The sequence below is a fragment of the Bradyrhizobium sp. YR681 genome, from assembly GCF_000282615.1.
Lineage (GTDB): Bacteria > Pseudomonadota > Alphaproteobacteria > Rhizobiales > Xanthobacteraceae > Bradyrhizobium.
In genome coordinates this window covers 56,056-78,626 of sequence record NZ_AKIY01000189.1, presented here as the reverse complement: position 1 = coordinate 78,626, position 22,571 = coordinate 56,056, and the positions used below count along the sequence as shown (strand labels likewise).

The window sequence follows — 22,571 nt, the reverse complement described above, 5'->3', positions numbered from 1 at the left end:
GCCCTGCGCACCTGCCAGTTGACTGTCGCATGACGGTATCCGGGGAGCCGCGGCACAGCCTCGTCGGCGAGCCCTATCGGCTTATCCGTGACGCGCGCGACGTGAGAATCTTTCCCCATCGGGAGCTTTTCCGCACGATGCCTATGGACTGGACGGAGGCTGGTGCCGCAAATTGTACCTTCGAACCAGCACACGCGATGACCAGAGTGGACCATTCGACCGATGAGCTTGCGTACCCGGTTACTGATACTCGTCATCGCGGCCATGCTGGTGCCGGCGAGCCTCGTCGGCTTGCGTTTCGTGCAAAATCGCAGCAGCGAGATCAACGCGGCCCTGGCCAACCTGACAGCGACGGCCGACGACATTGCCAGCGATCTGGACGAGAAGATCCAGGGCACCGCCCAGTTGCACTATGGCCTCGCCCGTGCGCGTGACCTCGACACCCGCGACAAGGCGGCCTGCTCGGCATTTCTGTCGGAAGTGCGCGAGGAATACCCGCAGTTCACGGGAATACTGACCATCGATCCGAACGGCAGCCTGTTCTGCGATTCGCTGCGGACCGACCGCACTCTCGATCTCCGCGATCGCGCCTATTTCAAGCAGGCGCTGGTCTCGCGCGGCGTGGTGATCGAGCCGGTGTTCGGCCGGCTGACCGGACTATCGGTGCTCCAGATCGCATATCCGGTGCGATCGGAGACGGGGGCGCTGAAGCTGGTCCTGCTCGCGTCGTTCAACCTGCGCAAATTCGCCGAGTTTCACGACAAGCGGCTGCTCGCCGAGAAGGAGATCCTGCTGGTCGACAGCAAGGGCACGGTTCTGGTCGCCCCCTCGGGCGGAGGCTGGGGCGAGCCGGTCGGCTCGTCGATCGCGGGGTCCGAACTCCTGCGCTTTGCTGCGACGCCCGATCAGAAGGCGTTCCAGGAAGTGACCGATCGCGAGGGCCGTACCCATGTCTGGGCCGTCGCCGCACGCTCGCCGTCGACCCGCGATGCCGGGCTCTACATCCTGGTCGGACGGTCCAAGGATGGACTGGTCGCCGCGGCGAACCGCCGGCTGCACGAAGACATGGCGATTCTCGCGGTGGCCTCGCTGCTGCTGCTGGCGGGTGTCTGGATACTTGCGACAGTGAGCGTCGGGCGCCAGGTCGGACGGCTCGCCACGATGGCGAAGAAGCTCGGGCTCGGTGATCTCAGCGCGCGAATTGCTCCGCCCCATCCGCGCGGCGAGCTCGGCGGACTGATGACGCTGCTCAACGACACCGCGGAGTCGCTCCAGCAGCAACGCGCCGCCATCGCGGACCTCAACCAGAAGCTTAGCCAATCCCAGAAGATGGAAGCCATGGGCCAGCTCACCGGCGGCGTGGCGCACGATTTCAACAATCTCCTGACCGTCATTCTCGGCAATGCCGAGCATCTCGCCGACAGTCTGGCGGGCAACAAGGAATTGCACCGGATCGCCGGCGACATCGCGACTGCCGCCGAGCGCGGCGCCGACCTGACGCGGAGCCTGCTCGCCTTCGCGCGCAAGCAACCGCTCCGGCCGCGAGACATCGACATCGCCGGAAAGATTCTCGACATGGAGCCGCTGCTGCGCCGTTCCCTGGGCGAGCACATCGAGTGCTCCGTGGCGCTCGATGCGGATCTGTGGCTGACCAGCGTCGATCCGGGCCAGTTGGCAACGGCCCTGCTCAATCTCGTTCTCAACGCGCGCGACGCCATGCCCGACGGCGGCAAGCTGACGATAGTGGTGAACAACACTTCGCTCGGCGAATCCGACCTGGATGTCAACGGCGAGCCGCGGCCGGGCGACTATGTCATGGTCGCCGTGACCGACACCGGCAGCGGCATGACCGCCGAGGTGGCGGGCCGCGCGTTCGAGCCGTTCTTCACCACCAAGGAGGTCGGCAAGGGGACCGGGCTCGGCCTCAGCATGGTCTACGGGTTCGTGCGCCAATCCGGCGGCCTGGTGCAGATGCAGTCCGAGCCGGGACATGGCAGCAGCATCAGGCTGTTCTTTCCCCGCCTTGCCACGCAGCCGCACGAGGATCCGCCACTGGCGGAGCGAATCACGGCACTCGATGGCAGCGAAACCGTTCTCGTCGTCGAAGACGACGACATGGTGCGGGCCTATGTCGAGAACGAGCTGAAGGCGCTGGGCTACCGCATCATCGCGACGTCGAACGGTCCCGCGGCGCTGGATTTGTTGCGGCAGCCCGGCGACATCCACCTGTTGTTCACCGATGTCGTGATGCCCGGCGGCATGTTCGGGCCGGAGCTGGCCAGGCAGGCCATTCAATTGCGGCCGGAACTCAAGGTGCTCTTCACCTCAGGCTACAGCCAAAACCCCGTCAAGATGCCCGACGGCGTCGGCGACGCCCGCGTTTTGACCAAGCCGTTCCGGCGGAAGGATCTTGCCGCGATGCTGCGGGCCGCCTTGTCGGCGCCGTCGCGCTGACGCTAGGGAGTGAACGCGAGGCGAAGCGCCACGCCGAGATTGGCCGCGAACAGGACGGCATCGATGACGAAGATCCTGAGCATCGGGCCCTTCAACACCGGCCAGTAGGCCGCGCCGACGCGTCCGCCGCGCAGCAGCACGGGAACGTTGTAGACGAACTGGCTGAAATGGCAGGCAGAAAAGAACAGGAAGAGCGCGAGCTGCGCCTCGACCGGCTGGAAGAAGAGCGGACGCGCGGCCAGAAGATAGAACGACAACAGACCGATCGGCAGATTCATCCCGCCCAGGAACGCCACGCTGGCCGCGAGCGTCGGCGCGATCGGATTGCCGCGCTCTTCCCGCGGCAGCAATATCTTCAGCGTGTTGGCTTGCGCGATGCTGAACTGGATGAAGGCGCCGACGAACCACAGCGTATTGAGAAGCAGGACGAAATCCGAAAGATGCATCGCTATTTTCCGTAAAAGGCTTCGCTGCGCACCACGCGACCGGCAGCGTCGAAATCCATGAATTCGCTGGCGCGCGTGTCGCCCAATTGCCACCACACCGTCAGGCGCGTGATCGCCTCGTCCCAGCTCCAGCTCAGGATCTTCAAGTCGGCGCTTTCGATGTGGCCATAGGCTTTCCGCCAGTAGGCACGGATGTTCTCGGCACCGGCGACGGTGGGCGAGCCGGTCAATTCGAGCGCGAGAGGACTGCGCATCTGCGCATCCTCGGCGAAATGCGCGACGACCGCATCGATATCAACCTTGCGCCACCTCGCGCACCACGCCGCGACAAAGCGCTCGGCGGCTGCACGATGCATCTTCCCCGCACTCATGGCTTCCGTCCGCACATGAGGCGGCCCTCCCTGGCTCATTGCCGGGAAAATGGCAAAGCCCGCATCTCATGTCAATCATATTGACTTGAGAATTCGTCAGTTGTTGTCGGCGATTGCCTTCATGACGGCCGTCCAGGCTGCCGCGCCCTCCCCTCCGACGCGATCGAATGCCTCGCGCATGACCTTGCGCTCGCGGTCCGATGCCTTTTGCTCGATACGTCGTCCGGATTCCGTCAGGCGCAACAGCTTTGAGCGATGCTGCTCGGGCGCCCGCTTCGCAGTCAGGAGCTTGCGCTCCAGCAGCAGGTTGAGCGGCCGGTTCAGGGCCTGCTTGGAAACACCGAGGGTCTCGATCAGCGCGCCGATCGCGATGTCGGGTCGGCGCGCCACGACGTAAAGAATGCGATGGTGCGGACGCGACAGGCCCTGCTGCGCAAGATACGCGTCGGCGTCCAGCGTCATCCCGCGCCAGCCGTAATACATCAGCTCCAGCGCCCCATCGAGGTCGTGCAGCTTGTCGAGCGAGGCGCGGTGAAGCCCCGCGGCTTGGGAGGTCTTTGGCATTGTCGGACGCTAACCCTTAGCCCGCAGCTCGCGCCGCAGCACCTTGCCGGTCGCCGTCATCGGCAGAGTTTCTGCGAACTCCACGAAGCGCGGATATTCATGCGCGGCGAGTTGCACCTTCACGAACTCCTGGATCTCGCGCGCGAGCGCATCGCCAGGCGCAAATCCCGGACGCAGCACGATCCAGGCCTTGATCGACTCGGTACGGATCGGATCGGGAATGCCGACCACAGCGGCCATCGCCACCGACGGATGCTTCATCAGCGTGTGCTCGATCTCGGACGGACCGACGCGATAGCCCGCGGTGGTTATGACGTCGTCCTCGCGGCTGACATACCAGAAATAGCCGTCCTCATCCTGCACGCCGAGATCGCCGGTGAGCAGGAACGCGCCGGCATATTTCTTCGCTGTCGCCACCGGATTGCGCCAATATTCCAGCATCGTGCATGGGCACGGCTGGCGCACGCCGATGATGCCGCGCTGCCCGCGGGGCAATTCTTCGCCCTTGTCGTTGACGATGCGGACGTCGAAGCCCGGCGTCGCCTTGCCCATCGAGCCCGGGCGGATCGGAAACAGGTTCGAGTTGCTGCCGATCACGAGATTGCACTCGGTCTGGCCGAAGACCTCATGCGCGTCGATGCCGAAAGTCTCGCGCACCCAGCCCAGCAACTCGCCGCCGAGGGACTCGCCGCCGGTAAAGATGCTGCGCAGCTTGACGCCCGGATGCTTCACGCCGGCCTGCCGCATCAGCTTCAGTGCGGTCGGCGGCAGGAAGACGTTGCGCACGCCGAGATCGGCCATCATCTGCATCGCCGCCTGCGGCTCGAATTTTCGCGCGCGGTGACCGACCAGCGGAATGCCGTGGCACCAGAACGCAAAGAGGCCGTTGACGAGGCCGCCGATCCAGGCCCAGTCCGCCGGAGTCCACATGAGATCGCCGGGCCTTGGTAAGAAGTTGTGGCACATCTCGACATTGGGCAGATGTCCGAGCACGACGCGATGCGCATGCAGCGCGCCCTTCGGATTGCCGGTCGTGCCTGATGTGTAGATGATCAACGCGGGATCGTCGCAAGAGGTATCGACCCGCGCGAAGTCGGGTGACGCGGCCTTGACTGCATCCCAGAACGATTTCGTGCCCGCGGGCGCTCGCTCGCCGACAATGTAGACGTTCTTCAGGTCAGGCAGCCGATCGCGGATTTTGGCAAGCTTCTCCCAGCCGGTCTCGTCGGTGACGATCGCCTTGGCCTGCGAATTCGACAGGCGGAACTCGAGTGCATCCTCGCCGAACAGCGCGAACAGCGGGATCGAGATCAGGCCTGAGCGGAACGCGGCCATATGCGCGATCGGCAATTCCAGCGACTGCGACAGGAACACCGCGACGCGGTCGCCGCGCGCGAGGTCGTCAGCCTTCAGCACATTGGCGAAGCGGCGCGACATCTCCGCGACCTCGTCGAAGGACGTGCGCGTGGTGGCGCCGTTCTCGTCGACATAGATCAGCGCGAGGCGGCCGGTGCCGTCGGCATGGCGGTCGCAGCACGCCTCCGCCATGTTGAAGCGATCAGGCACGTCCCAGCGGAAATTGCGGTAGAGCTCGTCGTAGGTTGCGGCTTCGGTGAGCATGGTCGTTTCCCGGCAGCATCGTCATGCCCGGGCTTGTCCCGGCCATCCACGTTCTTCTTGGCGATCAGTTTAAGGCCGTGGATGCCCGGGACAAGCCCGGGCATGACGATGAAGCAGGTCACCGCACCGTCGCGAAGAACTTCCTGACATCGCGCACGAACAGCTCCGGCTGCTCGAATGCGGCGAAATGCCCGCCCTTCTCCATCTCGCTCCAGTGGGTAATGTCCGGGAAATTGGGCTCCATCCAGCGCCGCACCGGCGTGATGATCTCCTTGGGGAACACGGCAACACCGGTCGGCACGCCGACCTTCGGCGTGGTTCGGCGCTTGCCAAAGCTCTCCCAATAAAGCCGCGCCGACGAGGTCGCCGTCTCCGTCGCCCAATAGAGCATGACGTTGTCGAGCAGCTCGTCCTTCTCGAAGATGTTTTCGGGATGCCCGTCGCAATCGGTCCAGGCCCAGAACTTTTCCAAAATCCAGGCCGCCTGCCCGCTCGGCGAATCCGTCAGCCCGTAGCCGAGGGTTTGCGGCCGCGTCGATTGCTGCTTCGAATAGCCGGAGTCGAGATCGACATAATGCTTGAGGCCGGCGAGCGCGCGCTTCTCTTCCACCGTCGGCTCGCCCTCGACCTTCGGCGCCGCGTTGAAGGCGAGCGTGATGTGGATGCCGGCGCAATGCGCGGGGTCCTGCATGCCCAGCGAGGTCGTCACCGCCGAACCCCAATCGCCGCCTTGCGCGCCATAGCGTGTGTAGCCGAGGCGATCCATCAGCTTGGCCCAGGTCGCCGCGATGCGGTCGACGCCCCAGCCGGTGGTCGTTGGCTTGGCGGAAAAGCCGAAGCCCGGCAGCGAGGGACAGATCACATGAAACGCATCCGCGGGATTGCCGCCTTGCGCGGCGGGATCGACCAGCGGCGCGATCACCTTCTGGAATTCGACGATAGAGCCCGGCCAGCCATGAGTGATGATCAGCGGCAGCGCGGACGGCTCCTTCGAGCGCGCGTGGATGAAGTGGATGTCGAGCCCGTCGATCTCGGTGGTGAACTGCGCGAAACGGTTGAGCTTTGCCTCGCGGGCGCGCCAGTCGTAGCCATCAGCCCAGTAGGTGCAGATCTCCTGGATCCAATTTAGCGGCGCACCCTGGCTCCAGTCATCGACCAGCTCGGCCTCCGGCCAGCGTGTGCGGGCGAGGCGCGATTTGAGGTCGGAGAGGATGTCGTCGCTGATGGCGATGCGGAACGGTTTGATGGCGGTCATCGGTTGCCTCCCCTGTTTCTTCTTGTCATTCCGGGGCGTGCGGAGCACGAGCCCGGAATCCATTGAGCAACGGATTCAGCAGCGCGATGGATTCCGGGCTCGACGCTGCGCGTCGCCCCGGAATGACGGATCAGCCCGACAGCGCCGCCTTCACGAGGCCCGAGGCCTTACCAAAGTCCATCTGCCCGGCGTACTTCGCGCGCAACACCGCGATCACCTTGCCCATGTCCTTCATGCCGGCTGCGCCGGTTTCAGCGATCGCATCCGCGATCGCCTTCTTGACCTCGTCCTCCGACATCTGCTTCGGCAGATACGCCGAGATCACCGCGATCTCCTCGCGCTCCTGCGCAGCCAGTTCGGCGCGGCCACCCTTGTCGTAGAGCTCGACCGACTCCTGTCGCTGCTTGATCATCTTCTGGAAGACGCCGAGCAGATCGGCATCGCTTAGCGGCGGTTTGCCCTGCCCACGCGCCTCGATGTCGGCATTCTTGATGGTCGAATTCACCATGCGCAGCGTGGACAGCTTGCGCTCGTCCTTGGCCTTCATGGCCTCCTTGACCGCATTGTTGATGTCGTCGCGCAGCATAATCGTGATCCCTTTGAATATCCGACGCCTGATCTAGGCCGTTCGCGCCCCTGAGACAACCGGGGTTCCCAGCCATTCGACCAGCGCCCGCACTGTCGCCTCGGGCTGCTCCGGCTGCGGCAGGTGCCCGCAATTGGCCAGCACCACCAGCTTCGCGCCGGCAATGCCCTCCGCCATCTCTTTCGAGAACGCGTTCGGAATCGTGTTGTCCTGATCGCCCGTCAGCACCAGCGTCGGGCACTTAATCGTGGCCAGCGTCGGCCGCGAATCCACCCGAGCGATGATCGCGGTCTGCTGCCGCAAATAGCCTTCGACGCCGACGTCCTCGCCTTGCTCATCCACGAGCTTGCGTATGCCGGCGTCATCGCGGCGCGAGGGATGCACGAGCTCGGGAAACATCTCCTCGCGCGCCGCGCGCAGTTCGCCGCGCTTCGCCCGTTCCATCAGGCCGCGGCGGCGCGCGGTCGCCTCCGGCGTGTCGGGCCGGGCCTGGGTGTTGATCAGCGCGAGCTTGGCCACCCGCTCGGGCGCCTGGCGCATGATCTCGAACGCGATGTAGCCGCCCATGGAATGGCCGGCGAGCGCGAAGCGCGGCGGGGCCTCGTTCAGCACCCGGGCGGCGATCGCCGCCATGCTGTCGTCGCGGATATGGTTGGCAACCATGACCGGGCCGAACCGCCACAGCGCCGGGATCAACGGGGCATAGATCCGGGCTGAAGAGGCCAGCCCCGGAACCAGCAGAAGCGGGGTGGTCTGGTCCATTATTGCCTCGCAGGCCCCAAGAATTGCCGGAAATTGTGCGGCCAAGCTTAAGTGCCCGCGACGGGCTGTCAAATATGCAAAAACGCATGTGAATCGGCGCATCTCCGCTTTGACGGCGGCGTCTGCGGGGACTATGAAACGCGCTCATGACACAACATGACAACGATCCCGCCTGGCCGGACCATAAACCGACCGCGCTCCTCGTGCTCGCCGATGGCACGGTGCTCGAAGGCTTTGGCCTCGGCGCCGAAGGCCACGCCGTGGGTGAGGTCTGCTTCAACACCGCGATGACCGGCTATGAGGAGATCCTCACCGATCCCTCCTATGCCGGGCAGCTCATCACCTTCACCTTCCCGCATATCGGCAATGTCGGTACCAACGAGGAAGACATCGAGACGGTGAACATGGCCGCGACGCCAGGCGCGCGCGGCGTGATCCTGCGCACCGCGATCACCGATCCCTCGAACTACCGCGCCACCAAGCATCTCGACCAGTGGCTGAAGGCCCGCGGCATCATCGGCCTCTCCGGCATCGACACCCGTGCGCTGACCGCGCTGATCCGCAGCAAGGGCATGCCCAACGCCGTGATCGCGCATTCGAAGACGGGCGAGTTCGACCTGCATGCCCTCAAGGAAGAAGCGCGCGAATGGCCGGGCCTCGAGGGCATGGACCTCGTGCCGATGGTCACCTCCGGCCAGCGCTTCACCTGGGACGAGACGCCCTGGCTCTGGGACAAGGGCTTTGGCCGCCAGGACAAGACCGAGTTCAACGTCGTCGCCATCGACTACGGCATCAAGCGCAACATCCTGCGTCTGCTCGCCGGCGTCGGCTGCAAGGTGACGGTGGTGCCGGCGACGACCTCGTCCGAAGACATCCTGGCGATGAAGCCCGACGGCGTGTTCCTGTCGAACGGTCCGGGCGATCCGGCCGCGACCGGCAAATATGCCGTGCCTGTCATCAAGGACGTCATCAAGTCGGGCACGCCGACCTTCGGCATTTGTCTAGGCCACCAGATGCTCGGCCTCGCCGTCGGCGCCAAGACCAAGAAGATGCATCAGGGCCATCACGGCGCCAATCATCCCGTGAAGGACGAGACCACCGGCAAGGTCGAGATCACCTCGATGAACCACGGCTTTGCCGTGGACGAGACCACGCTGCCGAAGGGCACGACCCAGACCCACATTTCCTTGTTTGATGGGTCCAACTGCGGCATCCAGCTCGACGGCAAGCCGGTGTTCTCGGTGCAGTATCATCCCGAGGCCTCGCCTGGCCCGCGCGACTCGCACTATCTGTTCCAGCGCTTTGCCGATTTGATGCGACAGAAGAAGAGCGCATAAGCGTTCACGATGTCGAAGCCCGGGCCAGGTCCCGGGCTTTTTCGTTGAGGAACGTCATTTCACGCCCCTAGTTGATCCCTGCTACGCTCACGCAGGAGTCTTATGATGTCCGTCGTCCGCGACCATGCCGAGCCGCTCGCGATCGTCTTCGAAGATGACGGGCTCGTGCCGAACAACATCCTCCCCTTTCTCGTCTACCAGGGCGCGGTGACGCTCGATGCCAAGCATCCCGAAGAGACCATCGAAAACCTGTTCGAGGCGAACGGCTGGGGCGGCACGTGGCGCAACGGCGTCTACGACTATCTGCACTACCACGCGACGGTGCACGAGGTGCTCGGCGTCGCCCGTGGAAACGCGCGGGTTCGCTTCGGCGGCGACCACGGCCGCGAACTGGAGATCAAGCCGGGCGACGTCGCGATCCTGCCGGCGGGCACCGGACATCAGTGCATCAACGCGAGCGACGATTTCTGCGTGATCGGCGCCTATCCACCGGGCAGCAAAATGGAGATCACGCGGGCGACGGCGGAGAACCACGCCCGCGCGCTGAAGACGATTCCTGATGTCGCGCTGCCGCCGGCCGATCCGGTGACGGGCAAGGATGGGGCGTTGATGCGTTTGTGGCGGTAGCTACGAGGCCGTAGGGTGGGTTAGCGAAGCGTAACCCACCTCTTCCGTTTCCATGGAGATAGACGTGGTGGATTACGCCTTCGGCCAATCCACCCTACTACGCTGCCTACGCCTCGTTGCCGCCTTCCTGGCGGGTGGCTTCGAACAGGAACCAGGTGCGGCGCTCGGTCTCGTCGATGAAGTTTTCCAGGAGACTGGCGCTGGCGACATCGCCGGCGTCATCGCAGACCTCGTGCGCTTTGCGCATGGCCGCGGCGACGTGCTTGTTGTCCTGCATCAGCTCGCGCAGCATCTCGCGCGGCGGGACGTAATCCTCGTCATTGTCCTTGATGGTCTGGAGCTTTGCGACCTGGCCGATCGACTTCAGCGTGGCGCCACCGATCTTGCGGACGCGCTCGGCGAGCTGGTCGGTGGTGGCAAAAATCTGGTCGGACTGCTCGTCCAGCAGCAGGTGGTAGTCGCGAAAGTGCCGGCCGCTGACGTGCCAGTGGAAATTCTTGGTCTTGAGGTACAGCGCGAAGGCGTCGGCCAGAAGCACGTTCAGCGCCTCCGAGACCTTTTTGACCGCCGGGGCTGCCAGATCGGTGGGGGTGTCGAGGTCAGGAGAAACCTTGCTGGGGGCTTTGCTCACGGGAAACCTTCCTGTTAGGACGCGGACATTGACGGCGCGCCGTCGCACCCCTAACGCAGGCGGGCAGCGCCGGTTCCTTCGCCGGAACCGCTTGGCCGGGGCCCTCAGATACCATGGACGATTGGATCGATTACTACGACTCCACGCATACGATCTATGTCAGCAAGCTGCATCGCGATTTGCACTTCCAGATCATCGCGCGGGACATCGTCGGCTACATCACCTCGCCCGAGGCGACCGTGCTGGACTATGCCTGCGGCGAGGCGCTGTCGGCGAGCCAGGTGGCAGCGGCCTGCGGCAAGCTGATCCTGGCCGAGCCCGCGCCCGGCGTGCGCGGCCGGCTGATCGCGCGCTTTGCCCCGAACACGAAGATCCGCGTCCGCTCGCTCGACGACGTCCGCAAGATGCAGGAGCAGTCCATCGACCTCGTGGTGATGAACTCGGTCGCGCAATATATGACGCCGGAGGAGCTCGACGCCGCGCTCCGCAACGTCAGGCGATTGCTGACGCCGTCCGGCAAGCTGGTGATCGGAGATATCTTGCAGCCCGATGTCGGCATGTTCAGGGACGTCATGGCCCTGCTCAGCTTCGGCCTCCGCCACGGCTTCCTGAAAGACGCGTTGGTCGGGTTGATCAGCACCGCGCTGTCGGACTACCGCCAGCTGCGCTCGCGCATCGGGCTGCAACGCTACAGCGAGGACGAGATCACCGCCAAGCTGAAGGCCGCCGGTTTCGCGGTCCAGCGCGCCCACACCAATATCGGCCACAATCGCTGGCGCATGACCTTCGTCGCGCGGCCGCCGCTGGTGCGTTAAGCATAACGATTGGCTGAGGTGGCTTGTCGCACCCCGATCGGACATGATCGCCGCGGCCCGGTGGCGGAAGCGTCTACGCGAGAGCAGTGCATTGCTCTTCATCCTGGTTCAAATCCAGGCCGGGTCTCCACGCTTCGCCCCTGCGGGGCTACGCGTGGCGCAGCCACGCAAGCCCCGAAGGGGCGAAGCGTGTCCGGCGTAGCTGGAGCGAAGCGAAAGCGAAGACGGACTGTCCGCCCAAACCTCAATCCACCTTCACCGCATCACACTCCGTCAACAGCTGAAGCCTGTCGGCGTCCTTCGCCGCGGAGCTGATCACGGCGTCGAGCAGACCCGGAAAGCGTGCGTCCAGATCCTCGCGGCGCAGCCGCATGAAGCGGTTGGTGCCAGCCACGCGCGTCTGCATGACACCGCATTCGCGCAGTTTTGCGAAGTGATAGGCGAGGTTGGACTTGCCGCTGAGCGCGTAGAAGTCGCCGCAGCGCAGTTCGCTGCTGACACGTTCCTGCTGGGCGAGCTGGTACACGATCGCCAACCGGATCGGATCGCTCAGGCAATCCAGAACCATCGGCAGCTCGATCTGCTCGCGGGTGGGGTGGAGAGGCGTGCGGCTCATGACCCGGGAATCATAACGCAGCGATCGCAATGTTCAATAGTTCTTGAACCAATTGACACTGAAACTTTGGCGTTCGATAGTTCAATAAACGTTGAACATAGGGATATTGTCCAATGAGCGTGTTCTGGCTGGCCTTGGCGGCCTTCGTGATCGGCACGGAAGGCTTTGTGATTGCAGGACTTTTGCCGACCATCGCCACCGACCTGTCGATTTCGGTGTCGGCCGCCGGCCAATTGGTGACCGCCTACGCCCTGACCTACGCGGTGGGCTCTCCGATCCTGGCGGTCGCCATGAACAACATCGACCGCCGCACCGTGCTGGCCCTGGCGCTGACGACCTTCATCGCCGGCAACCTCGCGGCCATGGTGGCCTCCAGCTACGTCCTGCTGCTGGCCTCGCGCATGCTGATGGCGCTGGGCTCCGGGCTGTGCATGCCCACGGCGCTCGCGGTATCCGTCGCCGTCGCCTCCCCTGAACGGCGCGGCCGGGCGGTGGCGCTGGTCACCTCGGGCCTCACGGTGGCAACCGTCATTGGCGTTCCTTTCGGCAATCTCGTCGGCAGCCTGTTCGGCTGGCGCGCGACCTTCGCGATGGTCGCCCTGATCGGCGCCGTCGCGCTCGCCGGCCTGTTGCTGGGCCTGCCCCGCGGCCTGCCGCGCAACACCGCCTCCCTCAGCGAACGGCTGGCGGTGGCGCGGCACAGCAACGTGCTGATCGCGCTTCTGATCACGGTTTTATGGGCGCTCGGCGGCTTCACCGTATTCACCTATTTCGCGGTCCCGCTGCGCAACCTCGGCTTCGATCCCTCGCAGATCAGCCTTGCGCTGCTGGTGTTCGGCGCCGCCGCCGCGATCGGAAACATGCTCGGCGGCGTCCTCGCCGACCGGCTCGGGACGATGACCACCGCAGCGCTGGGGCTCGCCGGCATGGCCAGCGCGCTGATCCTGCACTCGCTGGTCCTCAAACTGATGCCGGGACAGGCGCATTACGCAGTGCTGGGCGCGATCTTCCTCTGGGGCATCTCGGGCTGGGCGTTCTATCCGGCCCAGATCGCCAGCATCATGCGGATCGAGCCGCAGGCCTCGATGATCGCGCTCTCGCTCAATGCGTCCTCGATGTATCTCGGCTTCGCCATCGGCGGTGCGCTGGGCGGCGCGGTGCTGGCGACCCTGTCGCCGACCGACCTCGGCTGGATCGGCGGAGCAAGCGTTGCGGCCTCGCTTCTGGTCCACCTCGCCCGCGGCTGGCAGGCGCGGCCGAAACCCGTCAAAATTGCCGGTTGATGGGCGTTTTTCGGGGTTTCGCCGCCCCGAAAACTGGTCTAAGACGCACCCGCACGCGAGGGAGACCCCGCGCTTCGGCCACAGGGGACGCGCGGCAAGCGCGCCCTTTTTTTGTGCCCAAATTCCACTTCGGCGAGAGTTGATGCCCAAACGTACAGACATCACCACCATCCTGATCATCGGCGCCGGTCCCATCGTGATCGGCCAGGCCTGCGAGTTCGACTATTCGGGCACGCAGGCGGTGAAGACGCTGAAGGAAGAGGGCTATCGCATCGTCCTCGTCAATTCCAATCCGGCCACCATCATGACCGATCCGGAATTGGCCGATGCGACCTATATCGAGCCGATCACACCCGAGATCGTCGCAAAGATCATCGAGAAGGAGCGTCACGTCGTTCCCGGCGGCTTCGCACTGCTGCCGACCATGGGAGGACAGACCGCGCTGAACTGCGCCCTGTCGCTGCGCCGCCAGGGCACGCTCGAAAAGTTCGACGTCGAGATGATTGGCGCCACCGCGGATGCGATCGACAAGGCGGAAGACCGCCAGCTGTTCCGCGAGGCCATGACCAAGATCGGGCTCGAGACGCCGAAATCGCGGCTCGCCAACGCATCCGACCTGAAGAAATCCTTCCGCGACAAATACCAGGCCGAGCGCGCCAAGGCATCCGGCGCAGCGCTCGAAGAGCTCGAGCGGCAGTGGACGCTTGGCGAATCCGACCGCCGCAAGCGCTACCAGGAATATGCGCTGGGCCAGGCGCTGATGGCGCTTTCCGAGATCGGCCTGCCCGCGATCATCCGCCCCTCCTTCACCATGGGCGGCACCGGCGGCGGCATCGCCTACAACAAGGAAGAGTTCCTCGACATCATCGAGCGCGGCCTCGACGCGTCTCCCACCAACGAAGTGCTGATCGAAGAATCCGTGCTCGGCTGGAAGGAGTACGAGATGGAGGTGGTGCGCGACAAGAAGGACAATTGCATCATCGTCTGCTCGATCGAGAACCTCGATCCGATGGGCGTGCACACCGGCGACTCCATCACGGTGGCGCCGGCGCTGACGCTGACCGACAAGGAATACCAGATCATGCGCGACGCCTCGCTGGCGGTGCTGCGCGAGATCGGCGTCGAGACCGGCGGCTCCAACGTGCAGTTCGGCGTCAATCCCGAGGACGGCCGGATGGTCGTGATCGAGATGAACCCGCGCGTGTCGCGTTCGTCCGCTTTGGCCTCGAAGGCCACGGGCTTTCCGATCGCCAAGGTCGCGGCCAAGCTCGCGGTCGGCTACACGCTCGACGAGATCGCCAACGACATCACCGGCGGCGCCACGCCGGCCTCGTTCGAGCCGACCATCGACTACGTCGTCACCAAGATTCCGCGCTTCGCCTTCGAAAAATTCCCGGGCGCCTCCACCACGCTGACGACGTCGATGAAGTCGGTCGGCGAAGTGATGGCGATCGGCCGCACCTTCCAGGAAAGCCTCCAGAAGGCGTTGCGTGGCCTCGAGACCGGTCTCACCGGGCTCGACGAGATCGAGATCGAGGGGCTCGGCCAGCACGACGACAAGAACGCGATCCGCGCCGCGCTCGGCACGCCAACGCCGAACCGCATCCTTCAGGTTGCGCAGGCGATGCGACTCGGCTGGTCGAACGAAGAGATCTTCAATTCCTGCAAGATCGATCCGTGGTTCCTCAGCGAGATGCGCGGCATCGTCGACATGGAAGAGAAGGTCCGCAAGAACGGCCTGCCGGGCAATGCCTTCGGCATGCGCTCGCTCAAGACCATGGGCTTCTCGGACGCGCGGCTTGCGGTGCTCGCGGAAACGACGGAGGCCGAGGTCACGGCCAAGCGCCACGCGCTGGGCGTCCGCCCGGTCTACAAGCGCATCGATACCTGCGCGGCGGAGTTCGCCTCGCCGACCGCCTACATGTATTCGACCTATGAAGCGCCGTTCGCCGGCGCGCTCGCCGACGAAAGCACGCCGTCGGACAAGAAGAAGGTCATCATCCTCGGCGGCGGCCCGAACCGCATCGGCCAGGGCATCGAGTTCGACTATTGCTGCTGTCATGCCTGCTTCGCGCTGCATGACGCCGGCTACGAATCCATCATGGTCAACTGCAACCCGGAGACGGTGTCGACCGACTACGACACCGCTGACCGGCTCTATTTCGAGCCGCTCACCGCCGAGGACGTGCTGGAGATCATCGCCAAGGAGCGCACCAACGGCACGCTGCACGGCGTGATCGTTCAGTTCGGCGGCCAGACCCCGCTCAAGCTCGCGCGCGCGCTGGAAGCCGCCGAAGTGCCGATCCTCGGCACCTCGCCCGACGCGATCGACCTGGCCGAAGACCGCGACCGCTTCAAGCGCGTGCTCGACAAGCTCAGGCTGAAACAGCCGAAGAACGGCATCGCCTATTCGGTCGAGCAGGCCCGCCTGGTCGCAACTGATCTCGGCCTGCCGCTGGTGGTGCGTCCCTCCTACGTGCTCGGCGGCCGCGCGATGCAGATCATCCGCGAGGAAAACCAGCTCAGCGACTATCTGCTCGGCACGCTGCCCGAGTTGGTGCCCGCCGACGTCAAGGCGCGCTATCCGAACGACAAGACCGGGCAGATCAACACCGTGCTCGGCAAGAACCCGCTGCTGTTCGACCGCTATCTCTCCGACGCAACCGAAATCGACGTCGACTGCCTCTGCGACGGCAAGGACACCTTCATCGTCGGCATCATGGAGCACATCGAGGAAGCCGGCATCCATTCCGGCGACAGTGCCTGCTCGCTGCCGCCGCACTCGCTCGACGCCAAGATGATCGGCGAGCTGGAGCGGCAGACCCGTGAGCTCGCTCTCGGCCTCGACGTCGTCGGCCTGATGAACGTGCAATACGCCATCAAGGACGGCGATATCTACGTGCTCGAAGTCAACCCGCGCGCCTCGCGCACGGTGCCTTTCGTCGCCAAGGTGGTCGGCACGCCGGTCGCCAAGATCGCCGCGCGCATCATGGCCGGCGAGAAGCTTGCCGACTTCAAGCTGAAGAAGGCCGAACTCAAGCATGTCGGCGTCAAGGAATCGGTGTTTCCGTTCGCGCGCTTCCCGGGCGTCGACACCGTGCTCGGCCCCGAAATGCGCTCGACCGGCGAGGTCATGGGTATCGACCGCTCCTTTGCGGTGGCCTTTGCCAAGAGCCAGCTCGGCGGCGGCACGCGGGTCCCGCGCAAGGGCACGGTGTTCGTCTCGGTGCGCGAGAGTGACAAGATCCGCATCGCGGATGCCGTACGCCAACTGCATTCGCTCGGCTTCAAGGTGCTGGCGACCTCGGGCACGGCGCGCTTCCTGACCGACCAGGGCATTCCGGCCGAGAAGGTCAACAAGGTGCTGGAGGGGCGGCCGCACATCGTCGACGCCATCACCAATGGCGACGTCCAGCTGGTCCTCAATACCACTGAAGGCCCGCAGGCGCTCGCCGACAGCCGTTCGCTGCGGCGCGCGGCCCTCTTGCATAAAGTGCCGTATTACACCACTCTTTCCGGGGCTGTGGCGGCCGCGCAGGGCATCCGCGCCTATCTGGGCGGGGACCTTGAGGTTCGGACCCTGCAGAGCTACTTTTCGGAAACCTGATCGCGGGCGGAAGGCCAAGCCTTTCGCTAAGTGATTGGTGATCAAGCCACAATGGCCGGAGGAACTGTCCGGCCATATGGTTGTTCTGTTCCGGCGCCAAGCCCATATCTGTCAACGTCCGGCGGCCCATGTATCGAGCCCCGGAAAGACCGACGAATCAAGGTTGGGCGCCCGTTTGCGTTCTGGGGCGCACGATCGAAGGACGAGAGAGAAGATGGAAAAGGTTCCGATGACTGCGGGCGGCTTTGCCGCGCTCGGGGAAGAATTGAAGAAGCGCCAGTCCGAGGACCGTCCGCGCATCATCGAGCACATTGCGGAGGCGCGCTCGCACGGAGACCTGTCGGAAAACGCGGAATATCACGCCGCGAAGGAAGAGCAGTCGCACAATGAAGGCCGCATCGCCGAGCTCGAGGACAAGCTCGCGCGCGCCGACATCATCGACATCTCGAAGCTGTCCGGCGACACCATCAAGTTCGGCGCCACCGTGACGCTGGTCGACGAGGACACCGAGAAGAAGACGGTGTGGCAGATCGTCGGCGAGGTCGAGGCCGACGCCAAGAAAGGCCGCATCTCCATCACCTCGCCGCTGGCGCGCGCACTGATCGGCAAGAAGAAGGGCTCGACCGTCGAGGTCAACGCCCCGGGCGGAGCCAAGGCGTATGAGATCACCAAGGTGGAGTGGCGGTAAGGCTTTGCCGCTGCGGCTGATGAGGTTTTGAAAAGGCCGCGCAATTGCGCGGCCTTTTTGTTTCGGCGTGTTGCTTGCGCTTGTGGCGAAGCACGCTCTCACTCCTCGTCATTGCGAGCTGCGCTCGCAATGACGTAATGTAGAGTAGCAGCGTCCGCCTCTCGCGTGTCCGGGACGCAGCAACGCTGCAGCGCAGAGCCGGGGCACAAAAGCGGCAGCCTACCTCCGCCCCTTTACCTCCAGCGGCACGGCCGCCTCGTATTTGGAATTATGCAGCACCAGCGACGTCCGCACGTTGCGCACATGGGGCGCGGCGGTCAGGTGCGTGACGAAATCCTGGAAGGTCGCCATGTCTGGCGCGACGCATTTCAGGATGAAATCGACCTCGCCCGACAGCATCCAGCATTCCCGCACCAGCGGCTCGGCGCGGACGAACTCCTCGAAGGCACGCAAATCGGCCTCGGCCTGGCTGGACAGGTGCACGGCGGCGAACACCGTGACGTCGAAACCGAGCTTTCGCGCGTCCAGGAGGCCGCGGTAGCCGTGGATGTAGCCCTCCTCCTCCAGCGCCCGGACCCGGCGCAGGCAGGGCGGCGGCGAGATTCCGACGCGCTTGGCCAGCTCGACATTGGTGATTCGACCGTCGGCCTGAATTTCGGTGAGAATTTTCAGGTCGATCTCGTCTAGGTTCCGCGACACGTGAATGGAACTCCTGGCCTTTGCGGCGGTATTGGGTGGGTCTGTCGCAATCCTCATAGCCCAGTCCGCACGGTTAGCGCAATTTTATTGCGCGTGCAGCGCAATCGACTTTTGTTCCCTGTTGGAAAAATCCGCCGACAGGGAATGCAATTCTTGCATAGCTCACCAGAAGGCTTAGATTAGCTCTGATATTTCAGCGCCTCCGCTAGGCCTCCCGGCACTGTCCGCGCCCGCGCTGCAATCCCCCGGTGAAAGGCGTCCGCTAAAATGTCCGCCCATGTCCATGCAAAGGTCGTCATTATTGGCTCCGGCCCTGCCGGCTACACCGCCGCGATCTACGCCGCGCGCGCGATGCTCGAGCCGATCCTGATCCAGGGCATCCAGCCGGGCGGCCAGCTCACCATCACCACCGACGTCGAGAACTATCCGGGCTTCGCCGACGTGATCCAGGGCCCCTGGCTGATGGAGCAGATGGAGAAGCAGGCGGTCCATGTCGGCACCAAAATCGTCTCCGACCTGGTGATCAAGCTCGACACCTCGCAGCGGCCGTTCCGCCTGACCTGTGACAGCGGTGACGTCTATCTCGCCGACACCGTCATCCTCGCCACGGGCGCGCAGGCGCGCTGGCTCGGGCTGCCCTCCGAGGCGAAATTCCAGGGCGGCGGCGTATCGGCCTGCGCCACCTGCGACGGCTTCTTCTACCGCAACAAGGACGTCGTGGTGGTCGGCGGCGGCAATACCGCGGTCGAGGAAGCGCTGTACCTCACCAACCATGCCTCGCAGGTCACCATCGTGCATCGTCGCGATCACTTCCGCGCCGAGCGCATCCTGCAAGAGCGCCTGTTCAAGCACCCCAAGATCAAGGTGGTCTGGGACTCCGCTATCGACGAGATCTGCGGCACCGAGAACCCGAACAAGGTCACCCATGTGCGCCTCAAGAACGTCAAGACCGGCGCGCTCACGGATCTGAAGACCGACGGCGTCTTCGTCGCCATCGGCCATGCGCCGGCGACCGAGCTCGTGAAGGACCAGATCAAGCTCAAACCCTCCGGCTATGTCGAGGTCGCCCCGAACTCGACCGCCACTTCGGTGCCCGGCCTGTTCGCCGCCGGCGACGTCGCCGACGAAACTTACCGCCAGGCCGTCACGGCCGCCGGCCTCGGCTGTATGGCCGCTCTCGAAGCCGAACGTTTCCTGGCCCTGCGCGCCAGCGAGCGCGCCGCAGCGGAATAACGATCATGCCTCGAACACGCGACGGATTTACGGATATGGACTGGGACAAGCTGAAGGTGTTTCACGCGGCGGCGGAAGCGGGCAGCTTCACGCATGCGGGCGAGCAACTCGGCCTGTCGCAATCGGCGGTGTCACGCCAGGTCTCGGCGCTGGAGCAGGAGCTTTCGGTCTCGCTGTTCCACCGCCACGCCCGCGGCCTGATCCTCACCGAGCAGGGCGACCTCCTGTTCCGCACCGCGCATGACGTGTTCATGCAGCTCCAGGCGGCCCGCGCCAAACTGACCGACAGCCGCGAGCGGCCGAGCGGCGACCTCAAGATCACCACCACGCCCGGCGTCGGCATCAACTGGCTGATCCCGCGGCTCGGCGAATTCACCGCGCTCTATCCGGAGATTCGCATCTCGCTGATCGTCACCGACGAAGAGCTCGACCTGTCGATGCGCGAGGCGGACGTTGCGATCCGCACCCGCAAGCCGACACAGCCGGATCTCATCCAGCGCAAGCTGTTCGCGATGGGCTTCCATGCCTATTGCTCGCCTGACTACATCAAGCGCTTCGGCACGCCGCGCACGCTGGAGGAGCTCGACTCCCACCGCATCATCACGCTGTCCGACGGCAACTTCGCTCCGCATCTGCAGAACCGCAACTGGCTGGTCGAAGCCGGCCGCAACGGCTCCGGTCCGCGCGAGGCCTATTTCAGGGTGAACAACATTCTCGGCCTGGTGCGCGCCTGCCAGCAGGGCCTCGGCATCGCCGCGCTGCCCGACTATCTGATCGAAGAGCAGAGCCGTCTGGTCCAGCTGTTCGGCGAATCGGATTCGATCCAGCTCGATACCTATTTCGTCTATCCCGAGGAGTTGAAGACGGTCGCGCGCGTGCAGGTGTTCCGCGACTTCGTGGTGAGCAAGGCGCAGCGCTGGCCGTCCTGATTTCCGCATGTCTGACATGCGGCCTCGGCTGTTGCTGCATGGCGTTCGGCAAGCTCATAATGTTTGCACGCTGAGCCTTCGCGTTGCGCATTTGTCCCCCTCCTCCAGTGGCGCGGGAGTTCAGTAATCCCTCTTGGAAGGTGATTGTGTCGGCCTCACGTGGCCAATACCTCAAGCCGGGCCCTCTGGGTCCGGCTTTTTTTCTGCCGAATTCGGCGTTCACCTTCCGCGTGTATTGACAGTTTCTGGCATACCCCGCATCATTTACAAATGATCACGAAGTCGTGCGCAATCGTCTCGAAAAAAGGCCCCCATCCCGGGGCCTCGGATTTTTGCGCGCGCTAAATCGACTTCGTCATCGCGAGCCAAATCCCGAAAACCCCGCCACCTGGACGGGGTTTTTTTCATGTGCCCTCCGTCTCAGGTTCGTCTTGAGAAGGAGATAGGAACATGACCAGTCTGGAAGATCATTTGCACGGGCTCTGGCTGCCCTTGGTGACGCCGTTTCAGGGCGGCCGCCTCGACGAGAATTCGCTGCGGCGGCTGACGCGGCATTACTGCACACAGGCGATCGACGGTTTTGTCCTCGGGGCGACCTCCGGGGAAGGTATGACGCTGCGCGATGCTGAACTCGAACGTCTGGTTGCGGTGGTACGCGACGAGATGGCGGCAGGACGCCGCAGCATTCCGATCTGCCTCGGATTGTCGGGCGCGGATACCTCGCGGCTGAAGGACCGACTCGACGAGACCGCGGACTGGCCGATCGAAGGCTATCTGATCGCGAGCCCCTATTACGTGCGTCCTTCGCAGCGCGGGCTGCTGGCGCATTTCGAGGCGCTGGCCGATCACGCCGCCTGGCCGCTGGCGCTCTACAACATTCCCTATCGCACCTCGGTCAACATCACCAACCAGACCATGCTGCGGCTCGCCGAGCATCCCAACATCGTCGGCCTCAAGGATTGCGGCGCCAGCCGCGAGCAATCGATCGCGCTGCTGCGCGACCGCCCGAAGAATTTTCGCGTGCTGACCGGCGAGGATGCGAACTATCTGGAAGCCCTCACCGACGGCGCCGACGGCGGCATCGTGCTGTCAGCCCATGTCGAGACCGCGACGTTCGCGGCCATCCACGCCGAGCACAGCCGCGGCAACCATGATGCGGCGCAGGCACGCTGGCACGAGGTCGCGGAGCTGACGAAGCTGTTGTTCACCGAGCCGAGCCCGGCACCCGCAAAATACTGGCTGTGGCGCAGCGGCCTGATTGACAGCCCCGAAGTGCGCCTGCCGATGGTGGAAGTGAGCAGCGAGCTCGCAGCCACCATCGATCGCGAGATCGAGCGACGGATGAAAGTCGCGGCGTAAGCGCCTTGCTCACCCTCCCCTCCAGGGAGGGTGAGCGGCAGCCGTGGTTAACCGCGCCCCAACGGCCTTCGCAGCCGCCGCATGGCGTATCCACGTCTCGTTTACGCATCCGCTCCTATCGTTTTCCCAAAGGTCTTCACAAGGGGGAATAACCAATGGGGCATCGCACCCGGCCTACGGCCGCGAGCCAGTTCGCGCCCGCCGATCTCCTGCAGGGAATTCTCGTCGTCTCGTCGTTCGGGTTCTGGGCGGTGATGCTCGGCCTGATGCCGGTGCTGCTGTTTCGGGTCTGGCTCGCCTGAGGCAGCCGGCGCGCGGATGGTTAAACCGGGGTCACAAATGCGTTCAAAATGCGAGCGGCGCTGCGAGCCGGAATCTTAAAACATCTCGCGTAGCGTGATGCCCATAAGCGAAGAAATCGCGGGGGCGTTTGTGAATAGTCAGAATGAAATGGCGTCGCATTACGACGCCGGACGGCAGGGCTTTACCGCCGAGCAGAGCTTCACCACCGAGGACATTCTCTGGGCCGTCGGCATCTGGTCGGTGATCCTGACGCTGTCGCCGGTCATCGTGTTCTACATGCTGATGGTGGCGTAAGGCGCGCATCATCGTTTTCTCGAGCACGATCTTTTCGGAAAACCGCTTCACACTTTGCGCTAACGCGGCCCTTCGGGTCCGGATCGTGCTCG

The 22,571-nt window shown here is 64.3% G+C and carries 22 protein-coding genes and 1 tRNA gene; 13 read left to right on the top strand and 10 right to left on the bottom strand.

The genetic code is table 11. The features are described 5' to 3' along the window. Positions 1-222 precede the first annotated feature (222 nt). Positions 223-2,454 carry an ATP-binding protein gene (locus PMI42_RS16070; protein WP_008135877.1) on the top strand — a complete coding sequence of 744 codons (2,232 nt, stop codon included), beginning with the start codon at positions 223-225 and terminating at the stop codon, positions 2,452-2,454. Between the two features lie 2 nt (positions 2,455-2,456). Here the strand turns inward: PMI42_RS16070 and PMI42_RS16065 are convergent, their stop codons facing one another. The 7 genes from PMI42_RS16065 to PMI42_RS16035 form a co-directional block, all read right to left on the bottom strand. After that, entirely contained in the window at positions 2,457-2,900 is a 444-nt protein-coding gene (locus tag PMI42_RS16065) for a hypothetical protein (RefSeq protein WP_008135876.1), read from the bottom strand. A gap of 2 nt (positions 2,901-2,902) precedes the next feature. Next, positions 2,903-3,271, bottom strand: coding sequence for a nuclear transport factor 2 family protein (locus PMI42_RS16060; protein ID WP_035965844.1), 369 nt, complete (start codon positions 3,269-3,271; stop codon positions 2,903-2,905). A 96-nt stretch (positions 3,272-3,367) separates the two neighbouring features. Then, positions 3,368-3,835, bottom strand: coding sequence for a MarR family winged helix-turn-helix transcriptional regulator (locus PMI42_RS16055; protein WP_008135872.1), 468 nt, complete (start codon positions 3,833-3,835; stop codon positions 3,368-3,370). 9 nt (positions 3,836-3,844) lie between these two features. Continuing rightward, positions 3,845-5,455: an acyl-CoA synthetase gene (locus tag PMI42_RS16050; protein ID WP_008135870.1), complete on the bottom strand. Its 1,611-nt coding sequence runs from the start codon at positions 5,453-5,455 to the stop codon at positions 3,845-3,847. 118 nt (positions 5,456-5,573) lie between these two features. Beyond that, positions 5,574-6,710: an epoxide hydrolase family protein gene (locus PMI42_RS16045; protein WP_008135868.1), complete on the bottom strand. Its 1,137-nt coding sequence runs from the start codon at positions 6,708-6,710 to the stop codon at positions 5,574-5,576. Positions 6,711-6,840: 130 nt separating this feature from the next. Beyond that, positions 6,841-7,296 (bottom strand): GatB/YqeY domain-containing protein, encoded by a 456-nt coding sequence (locus PMI42_RS16040; RefSeq protein ID WP_008135867.1) that lies wholly within the window; start codon positions 7,294-7,296, stop codon positions 6,841-6,843. Between the two features lie 33 nt (positions 7,297-7,329). Beyond that, positions 7,330-8,058: an alpha/beta fold hydrolase gene (locus tag PMI42_RS16035; RefSeq protein ID WP_008135866.1), complete on the bottom strand. Its 729-nt coding sequence runs from the start codon at positions 8,056-8,058 to the stop codon at positions 7,330-7,332. 146 nt (positions 8,059-8,204) lie between these two features. Between PMI42_RS16035 and carA the strand changes: the two genes are divergently transcribed. Together carA and PMI42_RS16025 are read left to right on the top strand one after the other, a co-directional pair. Next, on the top strand, positions 8,205-9,395 hold the full coding sequence (carA, locus tag PMI42_RS16030) for a glutamine-hydrolyzing carbamoyl-phosphate synthase small subunit (protein WP_008135865.1): 1,191 nt from the start codon (positions 8,205-8,207) through the stop codon (positions 9,393-9,395). A gap of 105 nt (positions 9,396-9,500) precedes the next feature. Then, positions 9,501-10,022, top strand: a complete 522-nt coding sequence (locus PMI42_RS16025) for a cupin domain-containing protein (RefSeq protein WP_008135864.1) — start codon at positions 9,501-9,503, stop codon at positions 10,020-10,022. 106 nt (positions 10,023-10,128) lie between these two features. Here the strand turns inward: PMI42_RS16025 and PMI42_RS16020 are convergent, their stop codons facing one another. Continuing rightward, complete coding sequence (locus PMI42_RS16020; protein ID WP_008135863.1) at positions 10,129-10,653, bottom strand: Dps family protein; 525 nt, start codon at positions 10,651-10,653, stop codon at positions 10,129-10,131. Between the two features lie 113 nt (positions 10,654-10,766). Between PMI42_RS16020 and PMI42_RS16015 the strand changes: the two genes are divergently transcribed. Together PMI42_RS16015 and PMI42_RS39205 are read left to right on the top strand one after the other, a co-directional pair. Further along, positions 10,767-11,468, top strand: a complete 702-nt coding sequence (locus PMI42_RS16015; RefSeq protein WP_008135862.1) for a class I SAM-dependent methyltransferase — start codon at positions 10,767-10,769, stop codon at positions 11,466-11,468. 54 nt (positions 11,469-11,522) lie between these two features. Beyond that, positions 11,523-11,598, top strand: a tRNA-Ala gene (locus PMI42_RS39205). 114 nt (positions 11,599-11,712) lie between these two features. Here PMI42_RS39205 and PMI42_RS16010 read toward each other — a convergent pair. Then, on the bottom strand, positions 11,713-12,084 hold the full coding sequence (locus tag PMI42_RS16010) for an ArsR/SmtB family transcription factor (protein ID WP_008135861.1): 372 nt from the start codon (positions 12,082-12,084) through the stop codon (positions 11,713-11,715). A 113-nt stretch (positions 12,085-12,197) separates the two neighbouring features. On the opposite strand from PMI42_RS16010, the gene PMI42_RS16005 reads away from it, so the two are divergent. The 3 genes from PMI42_RS16005 (at position 12,198) to greA (ending at position 17,662) form a co-directional block, all read left to right on the top strand. Next, on the top strand, positions 12,198-13,367 hold the full coding sequence (locus PMI42_RS16005) for an MFS transporter (protein WP_008135860.1): 1,170 nt from the start codon (positions 12,198-12,200) through the stop codon (positions 13,365-13,367). Positions 13,368-13,509: 142 nt separating this feature from the next. Continuing rightward, positions 13,510-16,974 (top strand): carbamoyl-phosphate synthase large subunit, encoded by a 3,465-nt coding sequence (carB, locus tag PMI42_RS16000; RefSeq protein WP_008135858.1) that lies wholly within the window; start codon positions 13,510-13,512, stop codon positions 16,972-16,974. 214 nt (positions 16,975-17,188) lie between these two features. Further along, entirely contained in the window at positions 17,189-17,662 is a 474-nt protein-coding gene (greA, locus tag PMI42_RS15995) for a transcription elongation factor GreA (RefSeq protein WP_007596674.1), read from the top strand. A 219-nt stretch (positions 17,663-17,881) separates the two neighbouring features. Here greA and PMI42_RS15990 read toward each other — a convergent pair whose 3' ends face one another. Beyond that, a complete protein-coding gene (locus PMI42_RS15990; protein WP_008135853.1) occupies positions 17,882-18,361 on the bottom strand; it encodes an Lrp/AsnC family transcriptional regulator in 480 nt (159 codons plus the stop codon). Positions 18,362-18,628: 267 nt separating this feature from the next. Between PMI42_RS15990 and trxB the strand changes: the two genes are divergently transcribed. The 5 genes from trxB (at position 18,629) to PMI42_RS15970 (ending at position 22,479) form a co-directional block, all read left to right on the top strand. Then, complete coding sequence (gene trxB / locus PMI42_RS15985; RefSeq protein WP_008135852.1) at positions 18,629-19,594, top strand: thioredoxin-disulfide reductase; 966 nt, start codon at positions 18,629-18,631, stop codon at positions 19,592-19,594. A 5-nt stretch (positions 19,595-19,599) separates the two neighbouring features. Beyond that, positions 19,600-20,523, top strand: a complete 924-nt coding sequence (locus tag PMI42_RS15980; RefSeq protein ID WP_027534296.1) for a LysR family transcriptional regulator — start codon at positions 19,600-19,602, stop codon at positions 20,521-20,523. A 450-nt stretch (positions 20,524-20,973) separates the two neighbouring features. Then, entirely contained in the window at positions 20,974-21,882 is a 909-nt protein-coding gene (locus PMI42_RS15975; RefSeq protein ID WP_008135851.1) for a 4-hydroxy-tetrahydrodipicolinate synthase family protein, read from the top strand. A gap of 155 nt (positions 21,883-22,037) precedes the next feature. Continuing rightward, on the top strand, positions 22,038-22,184 hold the full coding sequence (locus PMI42_RS40065) for a hypothetical protein (RefSeq protein ID WP_008135850.1): 147 nt from the start codon (positions 22,038-22,040) through the stop codon (positions 22,182-22,184). 97 nt (positions 22,185-22,281) lie between these two features. Further along, entirely contained in the window at positions 22,282-22,479 is a 198-nt protein-coding gene (locus tag PMI42_RS15970; RefSeq protein ID WP_008135849.1) for a hypothetical protein, read from the top strand. Positions 22,480-22,571: the final 92 nt, after the last annotated feature.

Bases quoted from the DNA above. Each gene is read 5' to 3' on its own strand.
- PMI42_RS16025 (WP_008135864.1), top strand. From the start codon at position 9,501: ATGTCCGTCGTCCGCGACCATGCCGAGCCGCTCGCGATCGTCTTCGAA.
- greA (WP_007596674.1), top strand. From the start codon at position 17,189: ATGGAAAAGGTTCCGATGACTGCGGGCGGCTTTGCCGCGCTCGGGGAA.
- carA (WP_008135865.1), top strand. From the start codon at position 8,205: ATGACACAACATGACAACGATCCCGCCTGGCCGGACCATAAACCGACC.
- PMI42_RS16070 (WP_008135877.1), top strand. From the start codon at position 223: ATGAGCTTGCGTACCCGGTTACTGATACTCGTCATCGCGGCCATGCTG.
- PMI42_RS16060 (WP_035965844.1), bottom strand. From the start codon at position 3,271: ATGAGTGCGGGGAAGATGCATCGTGCAGCCGCCGAGCGCTTTGTCGCG.
- PMI42_RS40065 (WP_008135850.1), top strand. From the start codon at position 22,038: ATGGGGCATCGCACCCGGCCTACGGCCGCGAGCCAGTTCGCGCCCGCC.
- PMI42_RS15975 (WP_008135851.1), top strand. From the start codon at position 20,974: ATGACCAGTCTGGAAGATCATTTGCACGGGCTCTGGCTGCCCTTGGTG.
- carB (WP_008135858.1), top strand. From the start codon at position 13,510: ATGCCCAAACGTACAGACATCACCACCATCCTGATCATCGGCGCCGGT.
- PMI42_RS16050 (WP_008135870.1), bottom strand. From the start codon at position 5,455: ATGCTCACCGAAGCCGCAACCTACGACGAGCTCTACCGCAATTTCCGC.
- PMI42_RS16055 (WP_008135872.1), bottom strand. From the start codon at position 3,835: ATGCCAAAGACCTCCCAAGCCGCGGGGCTTCACCGCGCCTCGCTCGAC.
- PMI42_RS16035 (WP_008135866.1), bottom strand. From the start codon at position 8,058: ATGGACCAGACCACCCCGCTTCTGCTGGTTCCGGGGCTGGCCTCTTCA.
- PMI42_RS16005 (WP_008135860.1), top strand. From the start codon at position 12,198: ATGAGCGTGTTCTGGCTGGCCTTGGCGGCCTTCGTGATCGGCACGGAA.
- PMI42_RS16040 (WP_008135867.1), bottom strand. From the start codon at position 7,296: ATGCTGCGCGACGACATCAACAATGCGGTCAAGGAGGCCATGAAGGCC.
- PMI42_RS16010 (WP_008135861.1), bottom strand. From the start codon at position 12,084: ATGAGCCGCACGCCTCTCCACCCCACCCGCGAGCAGATCGAGCTGCCG.
- PMI42_RS16045 (WP_008135868.1), bottom strand. From the start codon at position 6,710: ATGACCGCCATCAAACCGTTCCGCATCGCCATCAGCGACGACATCCTC.
- trxB (WP_008135852.1), top strand. From the start codon at position 18,629: ATGTCCGCCCATGTCCATGCAAAGGTCGTCATTATTGGCTCCGGCCCT.
- PMI42_RS15980 (WP_027534296.1), top strand. From the start codon at position 19,600: ATGCCTCGAACACGCGACGGATTTACGGATATGGACTGGGACAAGCTG.
- PMI42_RS15970 (WP_008135849.1), top strand. From the start codon at position 22,282: ATGCCCATAAGCGAAGAAATCGCGGGGGCGTTTGTGAATAGTCAGAAT.
- PMI42_RS16015 (WP_008135862.1), top strand. From the start codon at position 10,767: ATGGACGATTGGATCGATTACTACGACTCCACGCATACGATCTATGTC.
- PMI42_RS16065 (WP_008135876.1), bottom strand. From the start codon at position 2,900: ATGCATCTTTCGGATTTCGTCCTGCTTCTCAATACGCTGTGGTTCGTC.